Origin of the sequence: Archangium sp., from assembly GCF_036277355.1 — a bacterium.
GTDB lineage: Bacteria > Myxococcota > Myxococcia > Myxococcales > Myxococcaceae > Archangium.
The window spans coordinates 43,563-66,283 of record NZ_DASUNC010000200.1; the positions used below are offsets into that span (position 1 = coordinate 43,563).

The following is a 22,721-nucleotide window of genomic DNA, read 5'->3' on the forward strand; positions in this document are numbered from 1 at the left end:
CCCCTATAACGGGCAGGGGGGGCCGCCGTCGACACCCTTGATACTCCTGGGGTTCTACTCCCGCCGGAGCGCCTCGTCCGTGGCCGGGCGGCGCAGCACCACCAGGGCGCGTCCCGCCACCATCACCGAGCCGCCCGCGGGGGTATGGGTGTGCAGCGTCACGCGGGACTCGCCGGTGTCCACCACCTCCTCCCAGTCCGCGCCCCACTCGATGGCCGGGAGCTGGAAGGTGATGGGCTCGTGGTGGGCGTTCATCAGCACCAGGAGTGTGTCTCCGACGATGCGGTGGCCCTCGTCGTCCGGGGTGACGATGGCATCGCCGCCGAGCAGGAAGGAGACGGAGCGCACATAGGGCTTCTCCCAGTCCTCCTTCTTCATCTCCTGGCCGTCGGGGCGGAACCAGGCCAGGTCCTTGAGCTCGCTGTCCCACAGGCGCGAGCCGCGGAAGAACTTGCGCTTGGTGAGCACGGGCTGCTCGCGGCGCAGGCGGCTGAGGCGGCGGGTGAAGTCGAGCAGCTTGCGCTGGGACTCGGTGAGGTTCCAGTCCACCCAGGACAGGGCGTTGTCCTGGCAGTAGGCGTTGTTGTTGCCCTTCTGGGTGCGGCCCATCTCGTCGCCGGCCAGGAGCATGGGCACGCCCTGGGACAGGAAGAGCGTGGCCAGGAAGTTGCGCTTCTGCTGCTCGCGCAGGGCGTTGATTTCGGGGTCCCTGGTCTCGCCCTCGACGCCGCAGTTCCACGAGTGGTTGTCGTTGGCGCCGTCCCGGTTCTCCTCGAGGTTGGCCTCGTTGTGCTTCTGGCTGTAGGTGACGAGGTCGTGCAGGGTGAAGCCGTCGTGGGCGGTGATGAAGTTGACGCTGGCGGTGGGCTTGCGGCCGCCCAGGGCGTACAGGTCCGAGGAGCCGGTGAGCCGGTAGCCGATCTCCGCGGCCTGGCGGTCATCGCCCTTCCAGTAGCGGCGGATGGTGTCGCGGTACTTGCCGTTCCACTCGCTCCAGAGGACGGGGAAGTTGCCCACCTGGTAGCCGAAGTCGCCCACGTCCCAGGGCTCGGCGATGAGCTTCACCCGGCTGAGGACGGGGTCCTGGTGCACCATCTGGAAGAAGGCGGCGCGGGTGTCGTAGCCGTGCCGGTCGCGGCCCAGGGTGGTGGCCAGGTCGAAGCGGAACCCGTCCACGTGCATCACCTCCACCCAATAGCGCAGGCTGTCCATGACGAGCTTGAGCGCGTAGGGGTGGGTGGCGTTCCACGAGTTCCCCGTGCCGGTGAAGTCCTGGTAGTAGCGCGGATCCTTCTCCAGCAACCGGTAGTAGGCGGTGTTGTCCAGGCCCTTGAAGGACAGGGTGGGCCCGAGGTGGTTGCCCTCGCAGGTGTGGTTGTAGACGACGTCGAGGATGACCTCGATGCCGGCGCGGTGGAGCGCCTTCACCATGGACTTGAACTCGGCGACCTGGCCGCCGCGCGAGCCGGAGGAGCTGAAGCGCGCGTCCGGGGAGAAGTAGCCCAGGGTGCTGTAGCCCCAGTAGTTGGTGAAGCCCTTGTTGACGAGGAAGGGCTCGTCCACGTGGGTGTGGATGGGGAGCAGCTCCAGGGCGGTGACGCCCAGCCTGCGCAGGTGCTCGATGAGGGCGGGGTGGCCCAGGGCGGCGTAGGTGCCGCGCTGGTGCTCGGGGATGTCGGGGTGCAGCTTGGTGAGGCCCTTCACGTGGGCCTCGTAGAGGAGCGTGCGGTGCAGGGGCACGGCGGGAGAGCTGTCGCCGTCCCAGTCGAAGTCATCGGTGAGCACCACCGCCTTGGGGACCCCGGCGGCGCTGTCGCGGATGTCGAAGGCGAGATCCTGCTCCTCCGCGCCGAGCTCGTAGGCGTAGACGGGGGCGGAGAAGTCCACCTGCCCGTGCAGGGCGCGCGCGTACGGGTCCACCAGCAGCTTGTGCGGGTTGAAGCGCATGCCGCGCCGGGGCTCGTAGGCCCCATGGGCGCGGAAGCCGTAGAGCGTGCCGGTCTGCACCCCCGGGATGAAGCCGTGCCACACGTGCTCGGTGTGCTCGGGCAGCACGTAGCGGCGCAGCTCGCGCGCGGGGTTGTCCGCATCGAAGAGACACACTTCTATCTTCCGCGCATGCTCGCTGAAGACGGCGAAGTTGACTCCGTTACCAAGGTACGTGGCGCCCAGGGGATACGGCTTGCCTGGTAGCACCTCCGTCCGCTTCATCCATCGCTCCTCTCCAACAGCACCAGCGGGAAGCCCGCCAGTAGCGGCGCGAGGGGCAGCACCGCGCCACCCTCCCGTCGCCCCGGCCGCACTTCCCGGCCGGTGAAAACGTCCCGGAACGTCATGCTCGCATAGGACTCGGGCAGATCCAGGGACGTTTCTTCATGGGCCCCCGCGAAGCCCCCGGGGGACTCCAGGGCGGAGAGGGTATAGCGCGGTGCGGCGCAAATGACGGCGGACTGCTCGTGCTCGCGGGCGAAGGCCACCACCGCGTCCGCGCGGGGGCCCACCGCGTGGAGCGCCCGGTACCCACCCCGGCAGAAGAGGGCCTTCTGGCGCTGACGCAGGCGCAGGCCCTCGGCCAGGACGAAGAGCTTGATACGGCCATCGTCCATGTCCGCCATCAGCCGGGAGCACAGGGCCAGCCGGTCCGCCGCGGCCTCCCGGTCCAGCGCCTCCAGCAGCCGGGCCCGGACGCCGTAGTCCACCGGCCGGCGGTTGTCCGGGTCCACCAGGGACAGGTCCCACAGCTCGCAGCCCTGGTAGGTGTCCACCACCCCGGGCGAGCCCAGCTTCAGCAGCAGCTGCCCGAGCGCGTTGTGCTGGCCGGCCCGCTCGATGCGGCGCTTGAAGGCCTGGAGGTCCTCGAGGAAGGCGCGGCTCCTGCCCTCGTCCAGGCAGGCCTCCACGAAGTTCGACATGCCCTCCTCGTAGGCCGGATCCGGGTTGGTCCACGAGGTGCGGACCTTGGCCTCCTTGATGGCCTTGAGCATGTAGTCGCGGATGCGGCCGCGGAACTCCGCGAGCCCCTCGGGGTAGAGGGACGGACCCATGGGCCAGGCGCCCACCACCGTCTGGTAGAAGAGGTACTCGTCGTTGAGCGAGGGCGAGGGGCCCTCGGGCCGCTCCAGGCGGTGGGTGCGCGTGAGCCGGGACCAGCGCTCCACCCGCTGGCGCCACTCGCCGGGCAGCTCGGCGAGGACGTTGATGCGCGCGCGCACGTCCTCGCTGCGCTTGGTGTCGTGGGTGCTGGTGGTGAGCATGCTCGCCGGCCAGTGCGCGGCGCGCTCCTGGTTGCGGGCGTGGAAGATGTCCACCGTGGTGCCGAAGTTCTCCGGCTCCCCACCCACCTCGTTGAGCGAGTCGAGCCGGTGGTAGACGTAGAAGACGGTGTCCTCCAGCCCCTTGGCCATGACCGGGCCCGTGAGCTGCTGCACCTTCATGGTGAAGGCGAGCATCTCCGCGCGCTCGTGCGGCCCCAGGTGCTCCGGGTAGCGGCGCAGCAGCACGTCCCCCAGGAAGTCGAAGATGGAGGCGTTGAGGGTGGCGTTGCGCGCCTTGGCATGACGCAGCGTGTCCCGGATGTAGCGCACGTCGCGCTCGTCCAGCTCCGGGCGCCAGTCATCCACGTAGGTGCGGTACACGGGGAAGAGCGCGATGAACTCCGAGAGCGCCCGCCGCAGGCTGTTGAGCGTGAAGTCCCGCGAGCGCCGGTTCATCTCCGAGATGCGGTTGAGCCGGTGCGCGAGCATGTTCAGCTCGCTCGACATGAAGTCGCGCAGGATGAGGCGCTTCTTCTCGTAGACCAGCTCCTCGAAGTGGGGCGCCTCGCCGATGAAGCGCTGGTAGGCCTCCGTCAGGGGCCCCTCGGAGTCCGGGTTCACGAAGACGCCGCCCACCGCGTTGGCGAAGCGGTAGCCCGTGGTGCCGTGCACCGCCCAGGCCTCGGGAATGCGCTCGCGGCCGCCTTGAATCTTCTCCACCACCACGTAGAGCGCCTTGCGCAGCGGCGAGTCCACGTGGGCCCCCGCCTCCGCCTGCCAGCGCTCGCGCAGCCGCCGCTCCACCTCCGGCCACAGCTCCGCCCGGTTCGCGTGCTCGGCGTCGAACAGGGCCCGCGCCCGCTCCACGAAGAACTGCTCCTGCAGGTTGAGGAAGTAGGCCGTCGGGTCGTAGAGCCCGTCCGGGTGGTCGATTCGCAGCCCGGTGATGCAGCCCTGGCGCAGCCACTCGAAGATGCGCTGGTGGGCCTCGGTGAAGACGTCCGGATCCTCCACGCGGATGGCCGCCAGCCCGTTGATGTCGAAGAACCGGCGGTAGTTGATCTCCTCCCCCGCCACGCGCCAGTGGGCCAGCCGGTAGCTGCACCCCGAGAGCAGCTCGTCCAGCGCATCGAAGGAGCGCGGGTCGCCCGGAGTGCCGTTGAAGGACTTCACGTTGGCCTCGATGTGGGCGGCCACCTCGCGGCTGGCTCCGGCGAGCGCCGCCAGCCGGCGCTTGATGACCTCCTTCTCCCGGTTGCGCTCGATGATGCGGGGACGCTCGGTCTCCGTGCGCGGAGGCAGGTGGCTGATGGCGGTGAGGATGGAGTGCAGCTCGATGAGATGCCCGTGCTCGGACCCGAGCCGGGCCTCCAGCGCCTCCAGGTCGCGGCCCAGCACCCGCCCATACTGTCGGGGAGCCAACGGGAGCAGCCGGTCGTAGTAGTGGATGGAGAAGGCCCCATCGCGGTAGCCCAGCTTCAGCTCCCCACGCTCGAGCACCACGCCGTACTGGTCTCCCAGCACGGGCAGGAGGACCTTGCCCTCCAGCTCGTCCTTCACCGGGGTCCAGTCGATGTCGAAGAAGCGCGCGTACACGGAGGACGGGCCGTTCTCCAGCACGTCGAACCAGAGCGGGTTGAACGTCTCGATGCCCATGTGGTTGGGCACAACGTCCAGCACCTGGCCCAGCCCGTGCTCGCGCACGGTGGAGCAGAAGGCCGCGTGCTCCTCGGGCGAGCCCACCTCCGGGTTGAGCTGCTTGTGGTCCACGCAGTCATAGCCGTGGGTGCTGCCCGGACTGGCCTTTAGGTAGGGCGAGCAGTAGACGTCCGTCACCCCCAGCCGGGCCAGGTAGGGCACCACCTCGCGGGCCACGCGGAAGGGAAAGCCCTTATGCAGCTGCAACCGGTAGGTGGACAGCGGGGTGGCCCGCGCCAGCAACTCCTCGCGCACGCGTCCATACAGCTTCCCGGCCAGCGCCTCTCCCCCCACCTGCCCCGCGTCTCCACCCGACACAGCCGAACCTTCGAGTCGCATATGGGCTCAGTCGTAGGACCGACGCGGCCATCTGACCACCACCCAGACGCCCATCCGCACGCTATCCAACGCTCTCCGGGCGCTTGCTCTCCTGGAGGTTGTCCTCCTGAAAGCGCAGAGGGCCCGCCACTCGAGTGGCGAGCCCTCCGGGACGGCGGCGGCCGTCGAAGCGGATCAGGTGAGGTTCTTGTTCACCAGCGCCGTCATCTCGAACATGGTGACGGACTTCTTGCCACCGAAGATGGGCTTGAGCTTGTCGTCGGCGTTGATCTGCCGCTTGTTCTTCGCGTCCTGGAGGTTGTTCTTCTTGATGTAGTCCCAGATCTTGCTGACGACCTGGGTGCGGGGAATCGGCTTGTTGCCGACGATCTCCGCCAGGGCGGGGGACGGCGTCATCTCCTTCATGAAGGCCGCGTTGGGCTTACGGCCAGCGGCCTTCTTGGCGGCGGGAGCCTTCTTGGCGGCAGGAGCCTTCTTCGCGGCGGTGGTCTTCTTGGCGGCCATTTCGTTCGGATCTCCTCCCCCTGTTCGAGTGTCCGGGGGCGTTGCACGGCTGGTTCACACCCTGAGCCGTCGGGCGCGTCGTAACACGCCCGAGGCCGAAAATCAGCCCTCCGCTGCATTTTTCCCTCTGAGGGCCCAGGGGAAAATAGTGTTTCTCCCTCGGAAGGGAAGAGTGTTTTCTCGGGGAAGGCACACCATGTTGAACACACTCGTCACTGGCGCGAACGGTTTCCTGGGCTCCTGGTTGGTGCGCGCACTGCTCGCGCGGGGACATGTAGCAACATGTCTCGTGCGTCCCGGAAGTGACGTCTCGGGTCTGATCGGGTCGGGCTACGAGAGGCTGGACGGAGATGTGACGGACGCATCCAGCCTCGTCCGCGCCGTGCGGGGCCGGGACGTGGTCTTCCACCTGGCGGGCCTCCGCCGCGCCGCGACGCGGGAGGACTTCATGCGCGTCAACGCCGAGGGGACGCGCAACGTCTGCGAGGCCATGGTGGCCACCGGCACCCGGCCCCGCCTGGTGCTGGTCAGCTCGCTGGGCGCCTCGGGGCCCTCCACGCCGCAAAGGCCGAGAATCGAAGAGGATCCGCTTCAACCCGCCGAGTGGTACGGCGAGAGCAAGGCCGAGTCCGAGCGCATCGCCTTCTCGTACGCGGACCGGCTGCCGGTGACGGTGCTGCGCCCGCCCCGCATCGTGGGGCCGGGGGACCAGGAGAACCTCGTCCTCTTCAAGCTGGTGGCGCGGGGCCTGCGGCTGCAACTGGGCGGGGGCCCCCGTCCACTGACGCTGGTGGACGTGCAGGACGTGGCGGACCTGCTGCTGCTGCTGGCCGAGCGGGACGAGGCCCTCGGGGAAGCCTTCTTCATAGGTCACCCCCAGCCCCTCACCCTGGAAGAATTGCAGGGACTGGTGGCCGAGGCACTGGGCGTCCAACCGCGAACACTTCGGGTGTCGCCGGCCGTGCTGACGGCGCTGGCCACGGTGGCGGATGGAGTGTCGCGGGTGACGGGCCGCCGCCTGCCCCTCAACCGGAAGTTCGCGCGGCAGCTGCTCGTCCCCGCCTGGACGTGCTCGAGCGCCAAGGCCGAGCGGGTGCTGGGCTTCCGCGCCACGCGCGACGTGGCCGACTCCATCCGCCGCAGCGCGCACTGGTACAAGGAACGCGGCTGGCTGTGAGGCTTGACCGGGCCCGGGGGCTCCGGTCTGCTCGCGCCGTGCACCCCCCTCCCCCTTCAGGCCCTCCGCGGCTGTTGCTCGTCACGGCCCACCCGGACGACGAGACGCTCTTCGGCGGCGCGGTGTACAAGCTCTCCCGCTCGCTCGGAGCGCAGGTGGACCTGGTGGTCTTCACGCGGGGCGAGGGAGGCTACCGGACCGCCACGCTGGCCGAGCCCCTGTATGGATTGAAGCTCACGGACCCGGCCGTCGCGCGCGTCCACCTGCCGCGCATCCGCGAGCAGGAGCTCCGCGCCGCGGCCCGCATCCTCGGGCTGCGCGAGTGCACCTTCCTGGACCAGCCGGATCCCGGCTACACGCTGGCCGCGGACGCGCCCGTGGGCGAGGGCTGGGACACGGACTTCATCCGCCGCGGGCTGCGCGAGCGGTTGCTCCAGGGCCGCTACGACTTCGCCTTCGTGATGCTGCCGCTGCCCCACACGCATGCCCACCACCGGGACGCGGCGCTGCTCGCGCTGGAGGTGGTGGCCGGACTGGCGCCGCACGAGCGGCCGCTGGTGCTCGGAGCCACCGGCCACACGCGCAACCGCGAGGTGGCCGAGCAGAACCGTCAGGGCTTCCCCATCCCGGAGGCCGAGGGCTTCACCTACTCCGGCGTGCCGGGCCATCCGCTCGCGGACGTGCGCCCGGGCGCCGTGTTCGAGTTCGACCGCACGCGCCGGTTCGGCTTCAGGGACAGGCTCGACTACAACATCGTGGTGGACTGGGCCATCGCCGAGCACAAGACCCAGGGCCTCATGCAATTGCGCCAGGGTGCCATCGAGCTGGAGCGCTACTGGTACCTCGCGCTCAATCCGGAGGAAGGAGTCGCACGGGCCCGCGCCCTCTTCGAGCGCCTGGAGCAAGCGCCTCCCGGCTGAGCGGGTGGCCTCGTGACGCGGAGCAGCGGTGGCTGGAGCACCAACGCCGTGCCGTCCAGCCGCCCGGAGGTCGGAGCGCCCGCTAGAGTCGGAGTCCTCTCTCGGAGGCACTGATGACCCCGATGCGGCCACGTCCCCGGTGGGCGGTCCTTCTGCTTGCCCTGGCCCTGCTGTCCACCAGCTGCGCGTCCTGGACGCCCCCTCCTGGCCGGGGGAAGAACCTGCGTTACTCACCTCGCGAGGAGGAGACGCCCTCCCTGGTGCTGGAGGCCGGGACGTCGCAACGGCAACACCGCCGCCAGGGCGCCCGTGAAGCGGTGACGGCGGTGGAGCCCGCGCGGCAGGAGGCCCTGGCGGCCCACCTGGCGTTCGTCCGGGCCTTGGGCGACGTGACCACCTCCACCCGCCTCATGTCCGGTGAGCTGTCCAGACTCGAGGCCAGCAAGCGGGGCATTGCTGGCCACTACCCCGAGCTGTTCGTTCCCTTCGTGCAATACGGCACCCAGCAACTGCGATGGATGGACGCCGAGCTCGCCGCCGCCACCCGGCTGTCCGCCCTGGCCTCGGAGATGGAGGACCCGGACATGCAGCGGGCGCTCTTGCGCCTCGGCGGCCCCCGCCTCCAGTCCGCCATGATGGGCGCCATGCTGCTCGCCGTCTGGCTCGACTTCCTCACCCTCGCCGACGTGGTGCTCGCGCAGCACCCGTCCTACAGCGTGGAGCGGCTGCTCGTGCAGCTGGAGCGCTTGCGCACGATGCTCGGTCCCGCCATGACGGCCCTCGCCTCCGGGGAGCCAGGACAGGCCGAGGCCGCGGCGGCCGACCTTCCCGCGCTCATCGGCCACCTCACCGGCGAGTTCGCCGCGACCCGTAAGCGCGTGCTCGAGTCGGGGGAAAACCTCCAGAAGATATTGCTGGTGAAGGATCTCCTCGAATCGGTGGCCCTGGGCTCGGCGATGAAGATGGTACTGCCCCGGATGTTGGGACCCGCCACTTCCGCCACGCTGGGTGTGGGGCTCGTGATGGGCTCCAACGGCGTGATGATGGGCACGCGGATGGTCGTCTCCGCCGAGTGGGTGGAGATGATGCGCCAGCTGGTGCGGGCGGGTGTCATCTCGCTGCCCGCCGTCAGCGCCGCGGTGCGGATTCACGCCGGCCAGGTGATGATGGCCGAGGCGTACGACGAGCTGCCCAGGGGCGTGCGCGAAGCGCTGGGCGATGGGCCCGAGGTGCGGGCCATGAGGGTGACGGGCAGAGCGGGGGCCGGCATGGCCGATCCGCCACGGCACCACGTGCTGCCACAAGAGTTCCGCGAGTGGTTCGAGAAACGCGGCTTCACCGGCGACATGAGCATCGACCAGTTCTGCGTCGAGATGGAACTGGCGAGCCACCAGGCCATTCATGGAGGTGGTGACTGGCGCCTGGGACGCATGTGGCCCGGCGAATGGAACCAGATGATCATGAAGGCACTGCAACGAGCCGAAACCAGGGCGGGCCATACGTTGACGCAGAGCGAGATCCTGAAGCTCGTCGCGGAGTACATGAGGCTGTATAAAATCCCGATGAACTTCGTTCCCGGGAGATGACCATGTCGGAAGGGGGAGCCTGGCAGGGCAACTGGATGACCCGGTTGTATGAGCGGGTCCGCGAGCGTGGTTTCGACTCCCTCACCGCCTTCGCCGAGGCTCGCCCCGCCGTCTCGTTGCATGCGCTCGCCGACGAGCTGGGAGAGGACGACGTCGCCGGAGTGCAGGTGTTGCGCGGGTTGCTGACCGAAGCGGAGCGGCGCAAGCAGGTCACACGTTTCGTGCGCGATGTTCTTGTGCGCCTCTTGTCTCAACATCTCCCGGATGGTTGGCCCGCCGTGTTGGATGACCCATCCCGTTTCACGGTTGCCCAGGTACTCGCCATGTGGGCCAGCTTCACCCCAGCATCCCATGAGAAGCGCGTCGACCAGGCCGGCGATACGCTCCTCGCCTCGCCGCCACCACCCGGTTGGCGCCCGCTCGGCCCCGACGACGAGTTCCTCCGGACGCTCCTGCCCGACGAGGAAGTCTGAACCTCCATCGCGGACCCCGCCTGGCGGGCCGCCGATGACCCGGAAGGCTTGGACGCCTCCCCACCCCCTTACTCGTAGCCGACTACGAGTGAATCAACATCAATCCTACATATTAGACAGGCTTCACTCGTAGTCGACGACGAGTGACCCAGAGCACCAGTCCTCAGGCCGGCGCCATGGGCGCGCAGGGGCCCTCCACGCGCATGGGCTCCCATCCACCCCCACGCGCCTGCTCGCCCCACGTCCGCATGCGCGGGCGCGCCGGGCTCATGCCCCTCAGAAGCCCGCATGACACGGGGATTGCTCGCCCGCACCGCATAGCGGCCTTCGCACCAGCCCCTCGCTCCTTCAGCGAATTCCGGGCGTTATCGCGCGGTTGACACACGCCGGACTCCGGTGTCAGGAAGCCCGCCTTGCCCATGCCCGCGAAAGCCGCCTTCTACGATGTCGACGGGACGCTGATTAAGACCAACGTCGTCCACGTCTACGCCTACTACGCCATGAACCGGGGCTCCCTCCTGGGCATCGCGGGGAGGACCCTGGCCACCGCCGCCAGTGTGCCCCTCTTCGCGGCCATGGATGCGTTGGACCGGAAGACGTTCAACGAGTTCTTCTACCGCTACTACGCCGGCCTGTCCGAGGACCGCCTCATCTCCGTGGCCGAGGACATGTTCGAGGACGTCCTCAAGCCGGCCATCTACGAGCAGACGCGCGACCTCATCGACCAGGCGCGCCGCGTCGGCTGCCGCATCGTGCTCGTCACCGGAGCGCTGGACTTCAGCATGCGCCCGCTGGCCCGCTACCTGGGCGCCGACGACATGATCGCCAACAAGATGCAGTTCGTGGGCGGCAAGGCCACCGGCAAGGTCATTCCCCCCATCATCGAGGGAGCGAACAAGGCCAACGCCATCCGCTCCTACTGTGTCCGGGAGGGCCTGGCGCTGGACCAGTGCCATGGCTACTCCGACAGCGCCTCCGACTACGCCATGCTGTCCGTGGTGGGCCGCCCCACGGCCGTCAATCCGGACATGCGCCTGCGTTCCATCGCCCGGGCCTACAACTGGCCCATCCTCGACCTCAAGTAACCGAAAGTTCCGTACGACATGCGCCCGCTCAAGACGCTCCAGAAGCTCTACGACGAGGAAAGCCAGGTGGTCATCACCGAGAAGGGCAGCCCCCCGCGGGCGCTCTTCTACGGGGAGAACTTCCTCCTCGAGGACCTGCCCGTGGGCACCCGGGTCATCTTCCCCCGGCCGCCCCTGGCCGGTGTGCCCAACGTGAAGGCCGCCATCCGCTGGGCCATCAACCACCCCGAGGGCATGGAGCCGCTGCACGCCCTGCTCCGCCCCGGGATGAAGCTCACCTGCGTCATCGACGACATCTCCGTCCCGCTGCCGCCCATGGCCACGCCGGACGTGCGCCAGTCCATCCTCGAGGTGGTGCTGGAGCTGTGCGCCGACTCGGGCGTGGATGACGTCCACCTCGTCATCGCCAACGCCCTGCACCGCCGCATGACGGAAGGCGAGATGCGGCGCATGGTGGGACAGAAGATCCACGACGCCTTCTACCCGGACCGCTACTACAACCATGACGCCGAGGATCCCGACGGCATCGTGGAGCTGGAGCGCACGCCGTGCGGCTCGCACGTGGTGGCCGTCAACCGGCGCGTGGCCGAGAGCGATCTCATCGTCTACGTGAACGTGAACTTCGTGCCCATGAACGGCGGGCACAAGTCCATGGGCACCGGTGTGGCCAACTACGCCAGCCTCCGGGCGCACCACAACCCGAAGACGATCCGCGAGTCCAAGAGCTACATGGAGCCGGGACACAGCGAGCTGTACCGGCGCAACGAGCGGATCGGCCGGGCCATCGACAAGCACCTCAAGGTGTTCCACATCGAGACGTCGCTGAACAACCGCATGTTCGGCCCCGGCGTGGACTTCCTCCACAAGAAGGAGGAGGACTACACCGAGGGGGACCGGCTGAAGTTCCAGGCCATGCGCTACGCGCTGTCCAAGATGCCGCGGGCGGCGGCGCGCAAGGTGCTCAACTCCATCCCCGCGCCCTATGACGTGACGGGCGTGTTCGCCGGAGCCACCGAGCCCACCCACGCCAAGACGCTGGAGAAGAGCTGGCAGCAGTACGTGGTGCCGGTGCAGGGGCAGAGCGACATCGTCATCTTCCCCATCCCGTTCGTCTCGCCCTACAGCGTCAACTCCATGCTCAACCCGCTGCTGGTGCAGGTGATGGGGCTGGGCTACTTCTTCAACCTCAACCGCGGCGTGCCGCTGGTGAAGAAGGGCGGCGTGCTCATCCTCACCCACCCGGCCTTCGACGAGTTCGACCCCGTCCAGCACCCCAGCTACATCGAGTTCTTCAACCGCGTGCTGCCTGAAACGCGCGACGCCGTGCAGATCGAGCAGAAGTACGAGCGCGAGTTCGCGGAGAACCCCAGCTACGTGCACCTGTACCGCAAGGGCAACGCCTACCACGGCGTGCACCCGCTCTACATGTGGTACTGGGGCGAGAACGGCCGCCAGCACGTGGGCAAGGTCATCCTCGCGGGCGGGGAGAACAACCACGTCCCGGCCCTGCTCGGCTGGGACCGTACCGACACCCTCACCGAGGCCATCGAGGAGGCGCGCGGCTTCATGGGCCGCTCGGCCAGCATCAGCCTGCTGCGCATCGCCCCCACCGTCATGGTCGACGTGAAGTAACCCCCTGGGCTCCCCACGATGAGTGTTTCCGAGCTGAACGTCACCGAGGTCTTCACCGGCAAGCGCCTGCTGTTCGCGGGCTCTACCGGCTTCGTGGGCAAGGTCACCCTGTCCATGCTCCTGTCGCGCTACGGCGAGACGCTGGACAAGCTCTATGTGCTGGTGCGCAAGGGCAGTGCCCCCTCCGCCGAGCGGCGCTTCTACGACAAGGTGGCCACCAGCGAGCCCTTCCAGCCGCTGCGCGACACCTATGGCGAGCAGGGCGCCATCGAGTTCATCCGCCGCAAGGTGGAGGTGCTCGACGGCGACATCACCGATCCGCTCATGGGCCTCACCCCGGAGCAGGCGGATGGGCTCACCGGCAAGGTGCACGCCATCATCAACTGCGCGGGCCTGGTGTCCTTCAACCCGTCGCTGGAGGTGGGCCTCAACGTCAACACCCACGGCGTGAAGTACACCGTGGAGCTGGCGCTCCAGTGGAACGTGCCCCTCATCCACATGTCCACGGCCTTCGTGGCGGGCAACCGCAGCGGGCTCGTCTTCGAGGACGAGGAGGTGGTGGGCTACTTCCCGCGCCGCGAGGACATGGACGGGCGCGACTTCAGCCTGGAGCAGGAGCTGGCGGACGCGGAGAAGATCGTCGCCCGGCTGCGCGAGCAGGCGGATGACAAGGCGCTGGCGTCCACCTTCCGCAAGAAGGCGCTGGAGCGGCTGGAGCAGGAGGGCCGCGACGCCACGGACGAGAAGACGCTGCGGCTGGCCATGGGCCGCGAGCGCAAGCTGTGGCTCACCGGCGAGCTGGTGCGCGCCGGCATGGAGCGCGCGCAGCACTGGGGCTGGCCCAACACGTACACGTACACCAAGAGCCTGGGCGAGCAGGTCATGGCCAGCACCCCGGGCCTGCGCTACGCCATCGTCCGGCCCTCCGTCGTCGAGTCCGCCCAGCACTTCCCCTTCCCCGGGTGGAACGAGGGCTTCACCACCTCGGCGCCGCTGGCCTTCGCCGGCATCAAGGGCCACCGCAACATCCCCGCCGGGGACAAGGCCATCCTGGACATCATCCCGGTGGACCACGTGGCCGGCGCCACCATCGGCATCACCGCCCACTGCATGCAGGTGGAGGAGCGGCGCGTCTACAACCTGGCCTCGGGTGACGTGAATCCCTTCTACGCCAGCCGCTCCATCGAGCTGGTGGGCCTGTACCGCCGCCGCTACTACCGCAGCAAGGAGACGGGCAACGCGCTGATGAACGAGGTGCGCTCGCGCATCGAGCCCGTGCCGGTGAGCCGCGCGGTGTTCGAGAACCTCAGCGCCCCCATGTTCGTCAAGGGCGCCCGCTTCCTCAAGCAGGTCATCGACGAGGTGAAGCCGGCCTGGGGCGCCCCCCGCGTGCAGGCCGCGCTGGAGAAGGCCAGGGAGACGCTGGACGAGGTGGAGAACCAGGCCCTGAGCCTGGTGGGCCTCATCGAGCTCTTCCTCCCCTTCCTCTACGACAACCGCTACGTCTTCCGCTGCGACAACACGCGCTCGGTGTACGCGCGCATGGCGCACCATGACCGGGTCCGCATCCCCTGGGCCCCGGAGATGATCGACTGGCGCGTCTACTTCCTCGACACCCACCTGCCCGGCCTGGAGAAGTGGGTGTTCCCCGGCCTGGAGGAGGAGACGAAGAAGCGCACCGTCATCCCCGCCAGCCGGGACTTGCTGGAGATGCTCGAGGCGAGCGTCAACGCGTGGCGCCACCGGGTGGCCTTCCGCTACGCCGCGGACGAGAAGGAGGAGCGCCTCACCTACGGCGAGGTCAACCGCTACGCCAACCGCGTGGGCAGCTTCCTCCTGAAGGAAGGCGTCAAGCGCGGCGAGCGGGTGATGCTGCTGGGCGAGAACCGCCCCGAGTGGCCCGTCTGCTACTTCGGGATTCTCCGCGCGGGCGGCACCGCCGTCCCCGTGGACCCGAGCCTCACCGAGACGGAGATCGTCAACATCGCCCGGCGCGCCGAGGCGAAGTTCATCCTGCTCACCGAGGAGGCCGCCAAGGACCTGCCGGGCCTGGAGGCCGCGTTCACGGGCGCGGGCCTGGCCACGCGCGTGGCCAGCATGGCCGAGGCGATGAGTGGGGACCCGGCGTACCCGGACGCCATCGGCCCGGTGCGCCGCACGGCCGCCGCGGACGACGTGGCCAGCCTCATCTTCACCTCGGGCACCACGGGCACCCCCAAGGGCGTGATGCTCACCCACCGCAACTTCGCCTCCCTCATCGCGAAGCTGGCGGGTGCCTTCAACGTGGGCATGGGCGACTCCGTCCTCTCCGTGCTCCCGCTGCACCACACCTTCGAGTTCTCCGCCGGCTTCCTCACGCCCTTCTCTCGGGGCACGGAGATTACGTACATCGACGAGCTCACCTCGGACCGGCTGGGCGAGGTGTTCGAGTCGGGCCGCGTGACGGCGATGATCGGCGTGCCCGCGCTCTGGCAGCTGCTGCACCGCAAGGTGACGCAGGAGATGGCCAGCCGGCCGCCCATGGTGGAGCAGGCGCTCAAGACGCTCATGTCCGCCCACGGCGAGCTGCGCAACCGCAGCAGCCTCAACCTGGGCAAGCTGCTCTTCTGGCCCGTGCACCGCAAGTTCGGCGGGAAGATCAAGTTCCTCGTGTCCGGCGGCTCGGCGCTGCCGGATGACGTGCACAAGGCCTTCCACCAGCTCGGCTTCAACATCATCGAGGGCTACGGTCTCACCGAGGCCTCCCCGGTGCTCACCGTCTCCGAGACGAACGTCAACAAGCGTCTGCCCGGCACGGTGGGCAAGGCGCTGCCGGGCGTCGAGCTGAAGATCCTGGATCCGGACAACGATGGCATCGGCGAGGTGCTCGCCCGCGGCCCCAACGTCATGGCCGGCTACTTCGGCGACAAGGAGTCCACCGACGCCGTCCTCAAGGAGGGCTGGCTGTACACGGGGGACCTGGGGCGCATCGACTCCGAGGGCCGCCTGTACCTGATGGGCCGCAAGAAGGACGTCATCATCGACGCCAACGGGAAGAACGTGTACCCGGACGAGCTCGAGGAGGTCTACGGCCCCCACACGCACATCAAGGAGCTGTCCATCGTCGGCCTGCCGGACGAGGCCGGTGGCGAGAAGGTCGCCTGCCTGTGCGTGCCGGACTACAAGGACCGGCCCCGCGAGGAGGTGCGCCGCGAGCTGGAGGAGCACTTCCGCAAGACGGGCCAGGAGATGCCCTTCTACCGCCGCGTGAAGGTGCTGCGCTTCTGGGACGGCGAGCTGCCGCGCACCTCGTCGCGCAAGGTGAAGCGCAAGGTGGTGGTGGAGGAGCTCAAGCGCCTGGAGAAGCTGGCCTCCTCGGGCGAGAAGGCCCGCGAGAAGGTGCAGAGCACCGGCGGCGTCTCCGACTGGCTCTACCCGCTCATCGCCGAGGTGGTGAACAAGCCCCTCTCCGAGATCCGCCCCGAGTCACGCCTCTCCGTGGACCTGGGCCTGGACTCGCTGATGCTCACCGAGCTGTCCGTGGCCCTGGAGCAGGCCGGCGTGCCGCTGCCCGCGGTGAATGACCTGACGCACGTGCAGACGGTGGAGGACCTGCGCAAGCTGGTGGTGGCCAGCGGCCGCCGCCCCGCCATGGAGACGCGCGCCAAGGACATCTCCCGCGAGACCGAGAAGGCCGAGGAGGTGGAGATCCCCGTGCCCGAGCCCCTCGTCTCGGTGGGCCGGCAGCTGGTGCGGCTGGGCCAGCAGGCCATCTTCGGCGGCCTCTTCGACGTGAAGGTGACGGGCAAGCCCTTCATCCCCATGAACCGCAACTTCCTCGTCATCGCCAACCACACGAGCCACCTGGACATGGGGCTCGTGAAGGTGGTGCTCGACGAGCAGGGACAGCGGCTCACCACGCTGGCGGCCCGGGACTACTTCTTCGATACGCCGCTCAAGCGCGCGTACTTCGAGAACTTCACGGACCTCATCCCCATGGACCGGCACGGCTCGCTGCGCGAGTCGCTGCGGCTGGCCGGCAACGCGCTCCGCCAGGGCTTCAACCTGCTCATCTTCCCCGAGGGCACGCGCTCGGTGACGGGCGAGCTGCTCGAGTTCAAGCCCACGCTGGGCTACCTGGCGCTCACCTACGGGGTGGACGTGCTGCCCATCTACCTCAAGGGCGCCTTCGAGGCCCTGCCCAAGGGCCGCATGGTGCCCAAGTCCCGCGAGCTGGAGGCCCACATCGGCCCCGCGCTCACGTACGAGATGCTGCGCGCCAAGACGCAGGGCATGGCGCGCTCGGAGAGCTACCGCTACGCCACCCGGCTGGCGGAGGACTCCATCCAGGCGCTGGCAGCCGGCCGCGTGCTGAGCTTCGATGAATCGGCGACGGTCGAGGAGCAGCGCCGCGCGCTGTCCTCGGGAGGGAGTGAGTCTTGAAGCTGCTCGTCACCGGAGGCACCGGTTTCCTGGGCGCGCACCTGGTGCCGCGGCTCGTCGCCGCGGGCCATGAGGTGCGCATCATCGGCCGCTCCAAGCCGGCCGGCCCGGGCTTCGACAAGGCGGAGTACGTCCCGGGAGACCTGAAGAACCGCGAGGTGGTGCGGCGCGCGCTCGAGGGCGTGCAGGCCGTCTACCACCTGGCGGGGCTCGTCTCCTTCCAGGACAAGGACGCGCGGCGCATGTACGAGCTGCACGTGGACGCCACGCGCGAGCTGCTGCGCGACGTGCGCGAGTCCGGCGTCCAGCGCGTCATCCTCGCCTCCACCTCGGGCACCATCGCCGTGTCCAAGGAGGAGCGCGTCGGCACCGAGGACGACGGCTTCCCCATCAAGGTGGTGGGACGCTGGCCGTACTACCTGTCGAAGATCTACGAGGAGAAGCTCGCGCTGGAGTACTGCCGCCAGCACGCCATTCCCCTGGTGGTGCTCAACCCGAGCCTGCTGATGGGCCCGGGGGATGAGCGGCTGAGCTCCACGTGGACGGTGATGAAGTTCCTGCAGGGCGAGCTGCCGGCCATGCCCGGGGGCGGCATGAGCTTCGTGGACGTGCGCGACGCGGCGGAGGCGTTCGCGAACGCGCTGACGCGGGGCGAGGTGTACGGGCGCCACCTGATGGGAGTGAACATGTCCATGCCGGACTTCTTCGAGCGCCTGGAGCGCCTGTCGGGCGTGGCGGCGCCGCGGCTGCGGCTGCCCTCGAAGGTGAACGTGCTCGGGGCCAAGGTGCTGGAGCAGGTGGCGAAGTGGCGCGGGACGAAGCCCGCGTTGGACCCGCAGGAAGTGGACATCGGCGAGCACTGGTTCTGGCTGGACGCCTCGAAGGCCGAGCGCGAGCTGGGCTTCAAGGCCCGGGACGTCCACCAGACGCTGCACGACACGGTGCAGTACCTGTTCACGCGGATGGCGCCGGGGCACCTGCCGGGCACCAAGGGCCGGCTCGAGGAGCTTCGCGAGGGGACCTGAGCCCATTTCCCCTCTCCCGAAGGGAGAGGGAGCAGAGCTGAGGGTGCAGTGCTGAGGGAGCAGTGCTGACGGCGGCCTTCTGCTGTTACCAGACCACCCTGTTCCGGCCCGTCTTCTTCGCCTTGTACAGGTTGGCGTCGGCCACCTTGATGAACTGCAGCGGCTCCACCATGTCCGGCGTCATGTCCGCCACGCCCAGCGACAGGGTGACCGGAATGTCCTGGTTCTCGAAGACGAACTGCTTCTTCTCGATCGTCTGGCGGATCTTCTCCGCGAAGATGCGCGCCTTCTCCAGGCCGTCCTCGGGCACCACCAGCGCGAACTCCTCGCCGCCGTAGCGCGCGAAGCACTGCTCCTTGCGCACCATCCGCTTGATGGTCTGCGACAGCTCGCGCAGCACGTAGTCCCCCGCCAGGTGCCCGTGCACGTCGTTGATCTTCTTGAAGAAGTCGATGTCGAACATCATCAGCGTCAGGGGGCGCCCGTACCGGTGGCACCTCCCCATCTCCCTCTCCAGGTACTCGAGGAAGTAACGCTTGTTGTTCACCCCGGTGAGCCCATCCACGATCGTCAGCGTGTAGATGGTCTCGTGGTACTGCAGCTCCACGTTGTCACCGGTGAGGAACTTGAAGATGGACCCTCCCACCTTGATGAGATCGCCCGAGCGCAGCGGCGTCTCCTGCGTCACCTCCTGATCGTTCAGGTAGGTGCCGTTGGTGGAGGCCAGGTCCTTGACGAACATCCGCCCCTGCTTGCGGATGATCATCGCGTGCCTGCGCGACACGTTGTCGAGGTCCACCACGATGTGGTTGCCCTCTTCCCGCCCGATGGTGAACTCGGTCTCCTGGAGCGCGTACTTCTTGCCGAGCTCCGGTCCGTGGATCTGAACGATGCAGCATTCAGCCTCGACGGGGGTCGCCAGTTCCTTGATCGAGGAGATCTTGGTTACTCGGGTTTCGTCGCCAGCCATCGATTAGAAGACATAGCACGGCTGGGCAGGTGGAAGCCACGAGGGCCATGCCCCTCCCCCCGGTTTGGATACTCAACGGTGCCCCTCCAGCACCCTTGAAGGGCCCGAAACCGGGGGTAACGTGCCCGGTCATATGGCCAAACTGCTGGCAATGATCCTCGCAGGGGGCGCCGGAACCCGGCTCGAGCCCCTCACCCGTGAACGCGCCAAGCCCGCGGTGCCCTTCGGCGGGCGCTACCGCATCATCGACTTCGTGCTGTCCAACTTCGCCAACTCCGGCATCTACCGGATGAAGGTGCTCACCCAGTACAAGAGCGACTCGCTCAACAAGCACCTGTCCCGGGCCTGGAGGATGTCGGCCTTCCTCGGACACTACGTGGAAGCCGTGCCCGCCCAGATGCGGACCGGCATGGACTGGTACAAGGGCAGCGTCGACGCCATCTACCAGAACCTCAACATCATCACCGACGAGGAGCCGGACTACATCTTCGTCTTCGGCGCCGACCACGTCTACCGGATGGATTGCCAGCAGATGCTGGACTTCCACGTGCAGCGCAAGGCCGCCTGCACGGTGGCCGCCATCCCCGTCCCCATCGAGGAGGGCAAGGAGTTCGGCATCATCGACGTGGGCCCGGACGGACGGATGAAGGGCTTCGTGGAGAAGCCCAAGAACCCCCCGCCCATGCCCGGCAATCCCAGGTACTGCCTGGCCTCCATGGGCAACTACCTCTTCTCCACCGACCTGCTGGTGAAGGAGGTGGTGCGCGACGCCGCCAGCGAGGGCAGCGCCCATGACTTCGGCAAGTCCATCATCAGCGAGCTGTACAAGCGCGAGCCGGTCTACGTGTACGACTTCGCCCAGAACGTCATCTCCGGCCAGGAGGAGAAGGAGCGCGGCTACTGGCGGGACGTGGGCAACATCGACACCTACTACCAGTCCAACATGGACCTGGTGGAGGTGAACCCCGTCTTCAACCTCTACAACGACCGCTGGCCCATCTACACCCAGCCCAACAACTTCCCCCCGGCCAAGTTCGTCTTCGCCGACCGGGAGAACAACCGCGTGGGCCACTCCACCGACTCGCTCGTGAGCGAGGGGTGCATCATCTCCGGCGGCCACGTGAACCGCTCGGTGCTCTCCCCCAAGGTGCGCGTCAACTCGTTCTCCGAGGTGCAGGACTCCATCCTCTTCGAGAACGTCACCATCGGCCGGCGCTGCCGCATCCGCCGCGCCATCATCGACAAGAACGTCGAAATCCCCCCGGGGATGACCATCGGGTACGACCTGGAGGAGGATCGCCGCCGCTTCCACGTCACCTCCGGCGGCGTGGTGGTCATCCCCAAGGGCATGAAGGTGGCCTGAGCCCCCCGCTCGGCCCCCGGGAAGGCCGCCTCAGCGGAAGGCGGCCTTCACCTCCGGCCGGCTCAGCACCACCAGGGCCCAGATGCCCACCGGCACGCCGATGGCGCAGCAGCAGCACGAGAAGCACGGCACCATGGCGACGATGGAGGCGGCGAGCGCCACGCCGTACATCCGGAACTTCGTCATCTGCAGGCCGCCGAAGGCGATGAGCCCCCCGAGCCCCACTCCCAGCAGGCTGTAGAGGATCTCCCCCACGCTCGGGCCCTGGGCCTGGGCGGCCATCAACCGCTCGAGAAACGCCCGGTACGGCGCCAGGTTCGGGTCGCTGTAGAACTCGGGCGGCAACTCCGTCAGCTGGACAGGGCTCCCTCCTCCGAGGACCGACGTCAGCAGGCTGATGAGCCAGAAGAGGACGACCAGGGCCCCCGTCGCCATCAGCAGGTAGCCCGGGATGTTCACGGCGTCCCGCAGCGCCTTGTCGGGCCCAGGCCCCGCCGCCGCCGGCGGGTTGTCCGGAATGTGGTCCATGTGTGTGTTTCCCCTCCCCATCTCGGGGGTCATGCTTCCGTGGGCCGACAGGCCCGCGCGCCCGCCGATTCCACCCGGTGGCGGGGGGGAGCGCCAGGGAATTGACGCTCCCCCCGGTGAAGCCCAGGGGATTCTCAGGCCTTGAAAGTCATCAGCGGGGCCATCCGCGCCACCTCCCGGACGATGCCCGCCTCCACCTGCGAGGCCACCACCGGGCCAATGGGCTTGTAGGCCGCCGGTGCCTCCTCGATGCGGCGCTCGGCCCGGAGGGTGATGCAGTCCACCCCCGTGAGGCCCAGGGCCTCCTCCCGCCGGTCCGCTTCGCCCCGCGCCATGGAGAAGCGCGAGCGCGCCCGCCCCGCCCCATGCGACGCCGACGCCAGCGCCTCCGCGTGGCCCTGCCCCACCATCAGGTAGGACGCCGCCCCCATGGAGCCGGGGATGATGACCGGCTGCCCCTCCTCCGCCGGGCACGCCCCCTTGCGCGCCAGCCACCCGCCCTCCCACGGCAGGGTGAGGTTGTGCGGCACGTCGTACACGAGCGGCGCCTCCACGTCCCCGAACAGCTCCCGCAGCGTCTGCCTCAGCAGCTCCGCCAGCAGCAGCCGGTTGAGGAAGGCGTAGTTGGCCGCCGTCGCCTCGGCCCGCAGGTACTCGCGCACCTGCTCCGGCTCCACCAACGGCAGAATCCCACTCTCCGGCAGGGGCGCCCCCACCGGCCACGCCGCCCGCGTCCGCTCCCGCCACGTGTTCCCCACGTGCCTGCCCACGTCCCGCGAGCCCGAGTGGATCATGAACGCGAGCTGTCCCTCGCGCACACCCCACTCCCACGCCCGCGCCCGGTCCATCACCGCCTCCACCCGCTGCACCTCCACGAAGTGGTTGCCCCCGCCAATGGTGGCCAGGCCGGGGTCGCGAACCACGCCCTCCCGGCGCAGCCCCGTGGGCGCCCACGCCGGGTCTCCCTCCAGCGCCCCGCCCAGGTACACCCGCGCCGACTCCCGCTCGAGCTGCCCCAGGTCCGCCCGGGATACCACGCCCAGTGGCGCCTCCATCGTCTCCAGCAGCCAGCCCGGCAGGCCATCGCGCAGCAGCGCCTCCACCGCGCGCGAGCCCAACGCCACGTCCCGCGTGCCGAAGAAGTAGTGGCCCTTCATCCGCTCGACGAAGGCATCCCGGCGGGCGAGGAAGGTCTCCACGGGCAGGTCCGCGACGTGCAGGCGCATGCCGCAGTTGATGTCGGTGCCCACCGCGGCGGGCACCACCAGGCCCTCCGTGTGCACCACCGAGCCGATGGCCACACCGGAGTCACCCGGGTGGAAGTCCGGCGTGGCGCGCACACGCTTCACCCGGCCCCCCCCGGGGTGCTTCAGCGCCGCGAGCGCGGCCAGTTGCTGGAACGCCTTGCCCTCCACGGGCAGCTCGGGTGGGAGGAGCACCTCGGCGGGCGGCGCGTGGGAATCGCCCTGGAGGCGCACGGTGTAGACACGACCGTCGTACGTCACATCGAGCCCCTCACGGGCGAGTGCCCGCAGGAGCCGGTTCAGTTTCGGCTGCATGACCTTCTCGGAATCTGGCCCGCGCCCGGAAGGGCTCGGGGGACGTGTGCGAATGGATTCGAGACCTCGGGTCAGCAGCCGCGGCCGTGGACGCCGGAGCGTCCGCTGCCACCAGGGACGGACGCGACCGCCACGCCTGACCGGGCGGTCAGCGAGGAAGCCCCAGGTGCTTGGGGCTCCACCTGT

15 protein-coding genes are annotated in these 22,721 nt (G+C 68.6%); 9 read left to right on the forward strand and 6 right to left on the reverse strand.

From position 1 onward, the window contains the following. Nucleotides 1-54: 54 nt before the first annotated feature. The 3 genes from glgX to VFZ09_RS49475 all read right to left on the reverse strand — a co-directional run bounded on the left by glgX (nucleotide 55) and on the right by VFZ09_RS49475 (nucleotide 5,795). Nucleotides 55-2,211: a glycogen debranching protein GlgX gene (gene glgX, locus VFZ09_RS49465; protein WP_329734852.1), complete on the reverse strand. Its 2,157-nt coding sequence runs from the start codon at nucleotides 2,209-2,211 to the stop codon at nucleotides 55-57. Then, nucleotides 2,208-5,291, reverse strand: a complete 3,084-nt coding sequence (gene treY / locus VFZ09_RS49470; RefSeq protein ID WP_329734853.1) for a malto-oligosyltrehalose synthase — start codon at nucleotides 5,289-5,291, stop codon at nucleotides 2,208-2,210. The genes glgX and treY overlap by 4 nt, the downstream gene beginning before the upstream one ends. A 174-nt stretch (nucleotides 5,292-5,465) precedes the next feature. Next, a complete protein-coding gene (locus VFZ09_RS49475) occupies nucleotides 5,466-5,795 on the reverse strand; it encodes an SWIB/MDM2 domain-containing protein (RefSeq protein ID WP_047856007.1) in 330 nt (109 codons plus the stop codon). A gap of 199 nt (nucleotides 5,796-5,994) precedes the next feature. On the opposite strand from VFZ09_RS49475, the gene VFZ09_RS49480 reads away from it, so the two are divergent. From VFZ09_RS49480 to VFZ09_RS49515, 8 genes are all read left to right on the forward strand, one after another. Then, nucleotides 5,995-6,972, forward strand: coding sequence for an NAD-dependent epimerase/dehydratase family protein (locus tag VFZ09_RS49480; RefSeq protein WP_329734882.1), 978 nt, complete (start codon nucleotides 5,995-5,997; stop codon nucleotides 6,970-6,972). 38 nt (nucleotides 6,973-7,010) lie between these two features. Next, nucleotides 7,011-7,892: a PIG-L family deacetylase gene (locus VFZ09_RS49485; RefSeq protein ID WP_329734854.1), complete on the forward strand. Its 882-nt coding sequence runs from the start codon at nucleotides 7,011-7,013 to the stop codon at nucleotides 7,890-7,892. Nucleotides 7,893-8,014: 122 nt separating this feature from the next. Next, complete coding sequence (locus VFZ09_RS49490; protein ID WP_329734855.1) at nucleotides 8,015-9,478, forward strand: DUF2380 domain-containing protein; 1,464 nt, start codon at nucleotides 8,015-8,017, stop codon at nucleotides 9,476-9,478. Nucleotides 9,479-9,480: 2 nt separating this feature from the next. Beyond that, a complete protein-coding gene (locus tag VFZ09_RS49495; protein ID WP_329734856.1) occupies nucleotides 9,481-9,951 on the forward strand; it encodes an NUDIX hydrolase in 471 nt (156 codons plus the stop codon). A gap of 419 nt (nucleotides 9,952-10,370) precedes the next feature. Beyond that, nucleotides 10,371-11,036 carry an HAD family hydrolase gene (locus VFZ09_RS49500; RefSeq protein WP_043394327.1) on the forward strand — a complete coding sequence of 222 codons (666 nt, stop codon included), beginning with the start codon at nucleotides 10,371-10,373 and terminating at the stop codon, nucleotides 11,034-11,036. 18 nt (nucleotides 11,037-11,054) lie between these two features. After that, nucleotides 11,055-12,668, forward strand: a complete 1,614-nt coding sequence (locus VFZ09_RS49505; protein WP_329734857.1) for a lactate racemase domain-containing protein — start codon at nucleotides 11,055-11,057, stop codon at nucleotides 12,666-12,668. Nucleotides 12,669-12,686: 18 nt separating this feature from the next. After that, on the forward strand, nucleotides 12,687-17,090 hold the full coding sequence (locus VFZ09_RS49510) for an AMP-binding protein (protein ID WP_329734858.1): 4,404 nt from the start codon (nucleotides 12,687-12,689) through the stop codon (nucleotides 17,088-17,090). Then, nucleotides 17,087-18,115, forward strand: coding sequence for an NAD-dependent epimerase/dehydratase family protein (locus VFZ09_RS49515; protein WP_329734859.1), 1,029 nt, complete (start codon nucleotides 17,087-17,089; stop codon nucleotides 18,113-18,115). Before VFZ09_RS49510 ends, VFZ09_RS49515 begins: the two co-directional genes overlap by 4 nt. 85 nt (nucleotides 18,116-18,200) lie before the next feature. Here the strand turns inward: VFZ09_RS49515 and VFZ09_RS49520 are convergent, their stop codons facing one another. Continuing rightward, a complete protein-coding gene (locus VFZ09_RS49520; RefSeq protein WP_329734860.1) occupies nucleotides 18,201-19,085 on the reverse strand; it encodes a GGDEF domain-containing protein in 885 nt (294 codons plus the stop codon). Nucleotides 19,086-19,218: 133 nt separating this feature from the next. On the opposite strand from VFZ09_RS49520, the gene glgC reads away from it, so the two are divergent. After that, entirely contained in the window at nucleotides 19,219-20,448 is a 1,230-nt protein-coding gene (gene glgC, locus VFZ09_RS49525) for a glucose-1-phosphate adenylyltransferase (RefSeq protein WP_329734861.1), read from the forward strand. A 30-nt stretch (nucleotides 20,449-20,478) separates the two neighbouring features. On the opposite strand, the gene VFZ09_RS49530 is transcribed toward glgC, so the two are convergent. Both VFZ09_RS49530 and VFZ09_RS49535 read right to left on the reverse strand, forming a co-directional pair. Beyond that, the gene (locus VFZ09_RS49530) at nucleotides 20,479-20,976 is read right to left on the reverse strand and encodes a hypothetical protein (protein ID WP_329734862.1); all 498 of its coding nucleotides are present in this window, start codon (nucleotides 20,974-20,976) and stop codon (nucleotides 20,479-20,481) included. Between the two features lie 134 nt (nucleotides 20,977-21,110). Continuing rightward, the gene (locus tag VFZ09_RS49535) at nucleotides 21,111-22,535 is read right to left on the reverse strand and encodes an RtcB family protein (protein WP_329734863.1); all 1,425 of its coding nucleotides are present in this window, start codon (nucleotides 22,533-22,535) and stop codon (nucleotides 21,111-21,113) included. Nucleotides 22,536-22,721: the final 186 nt, after the last annotated feature.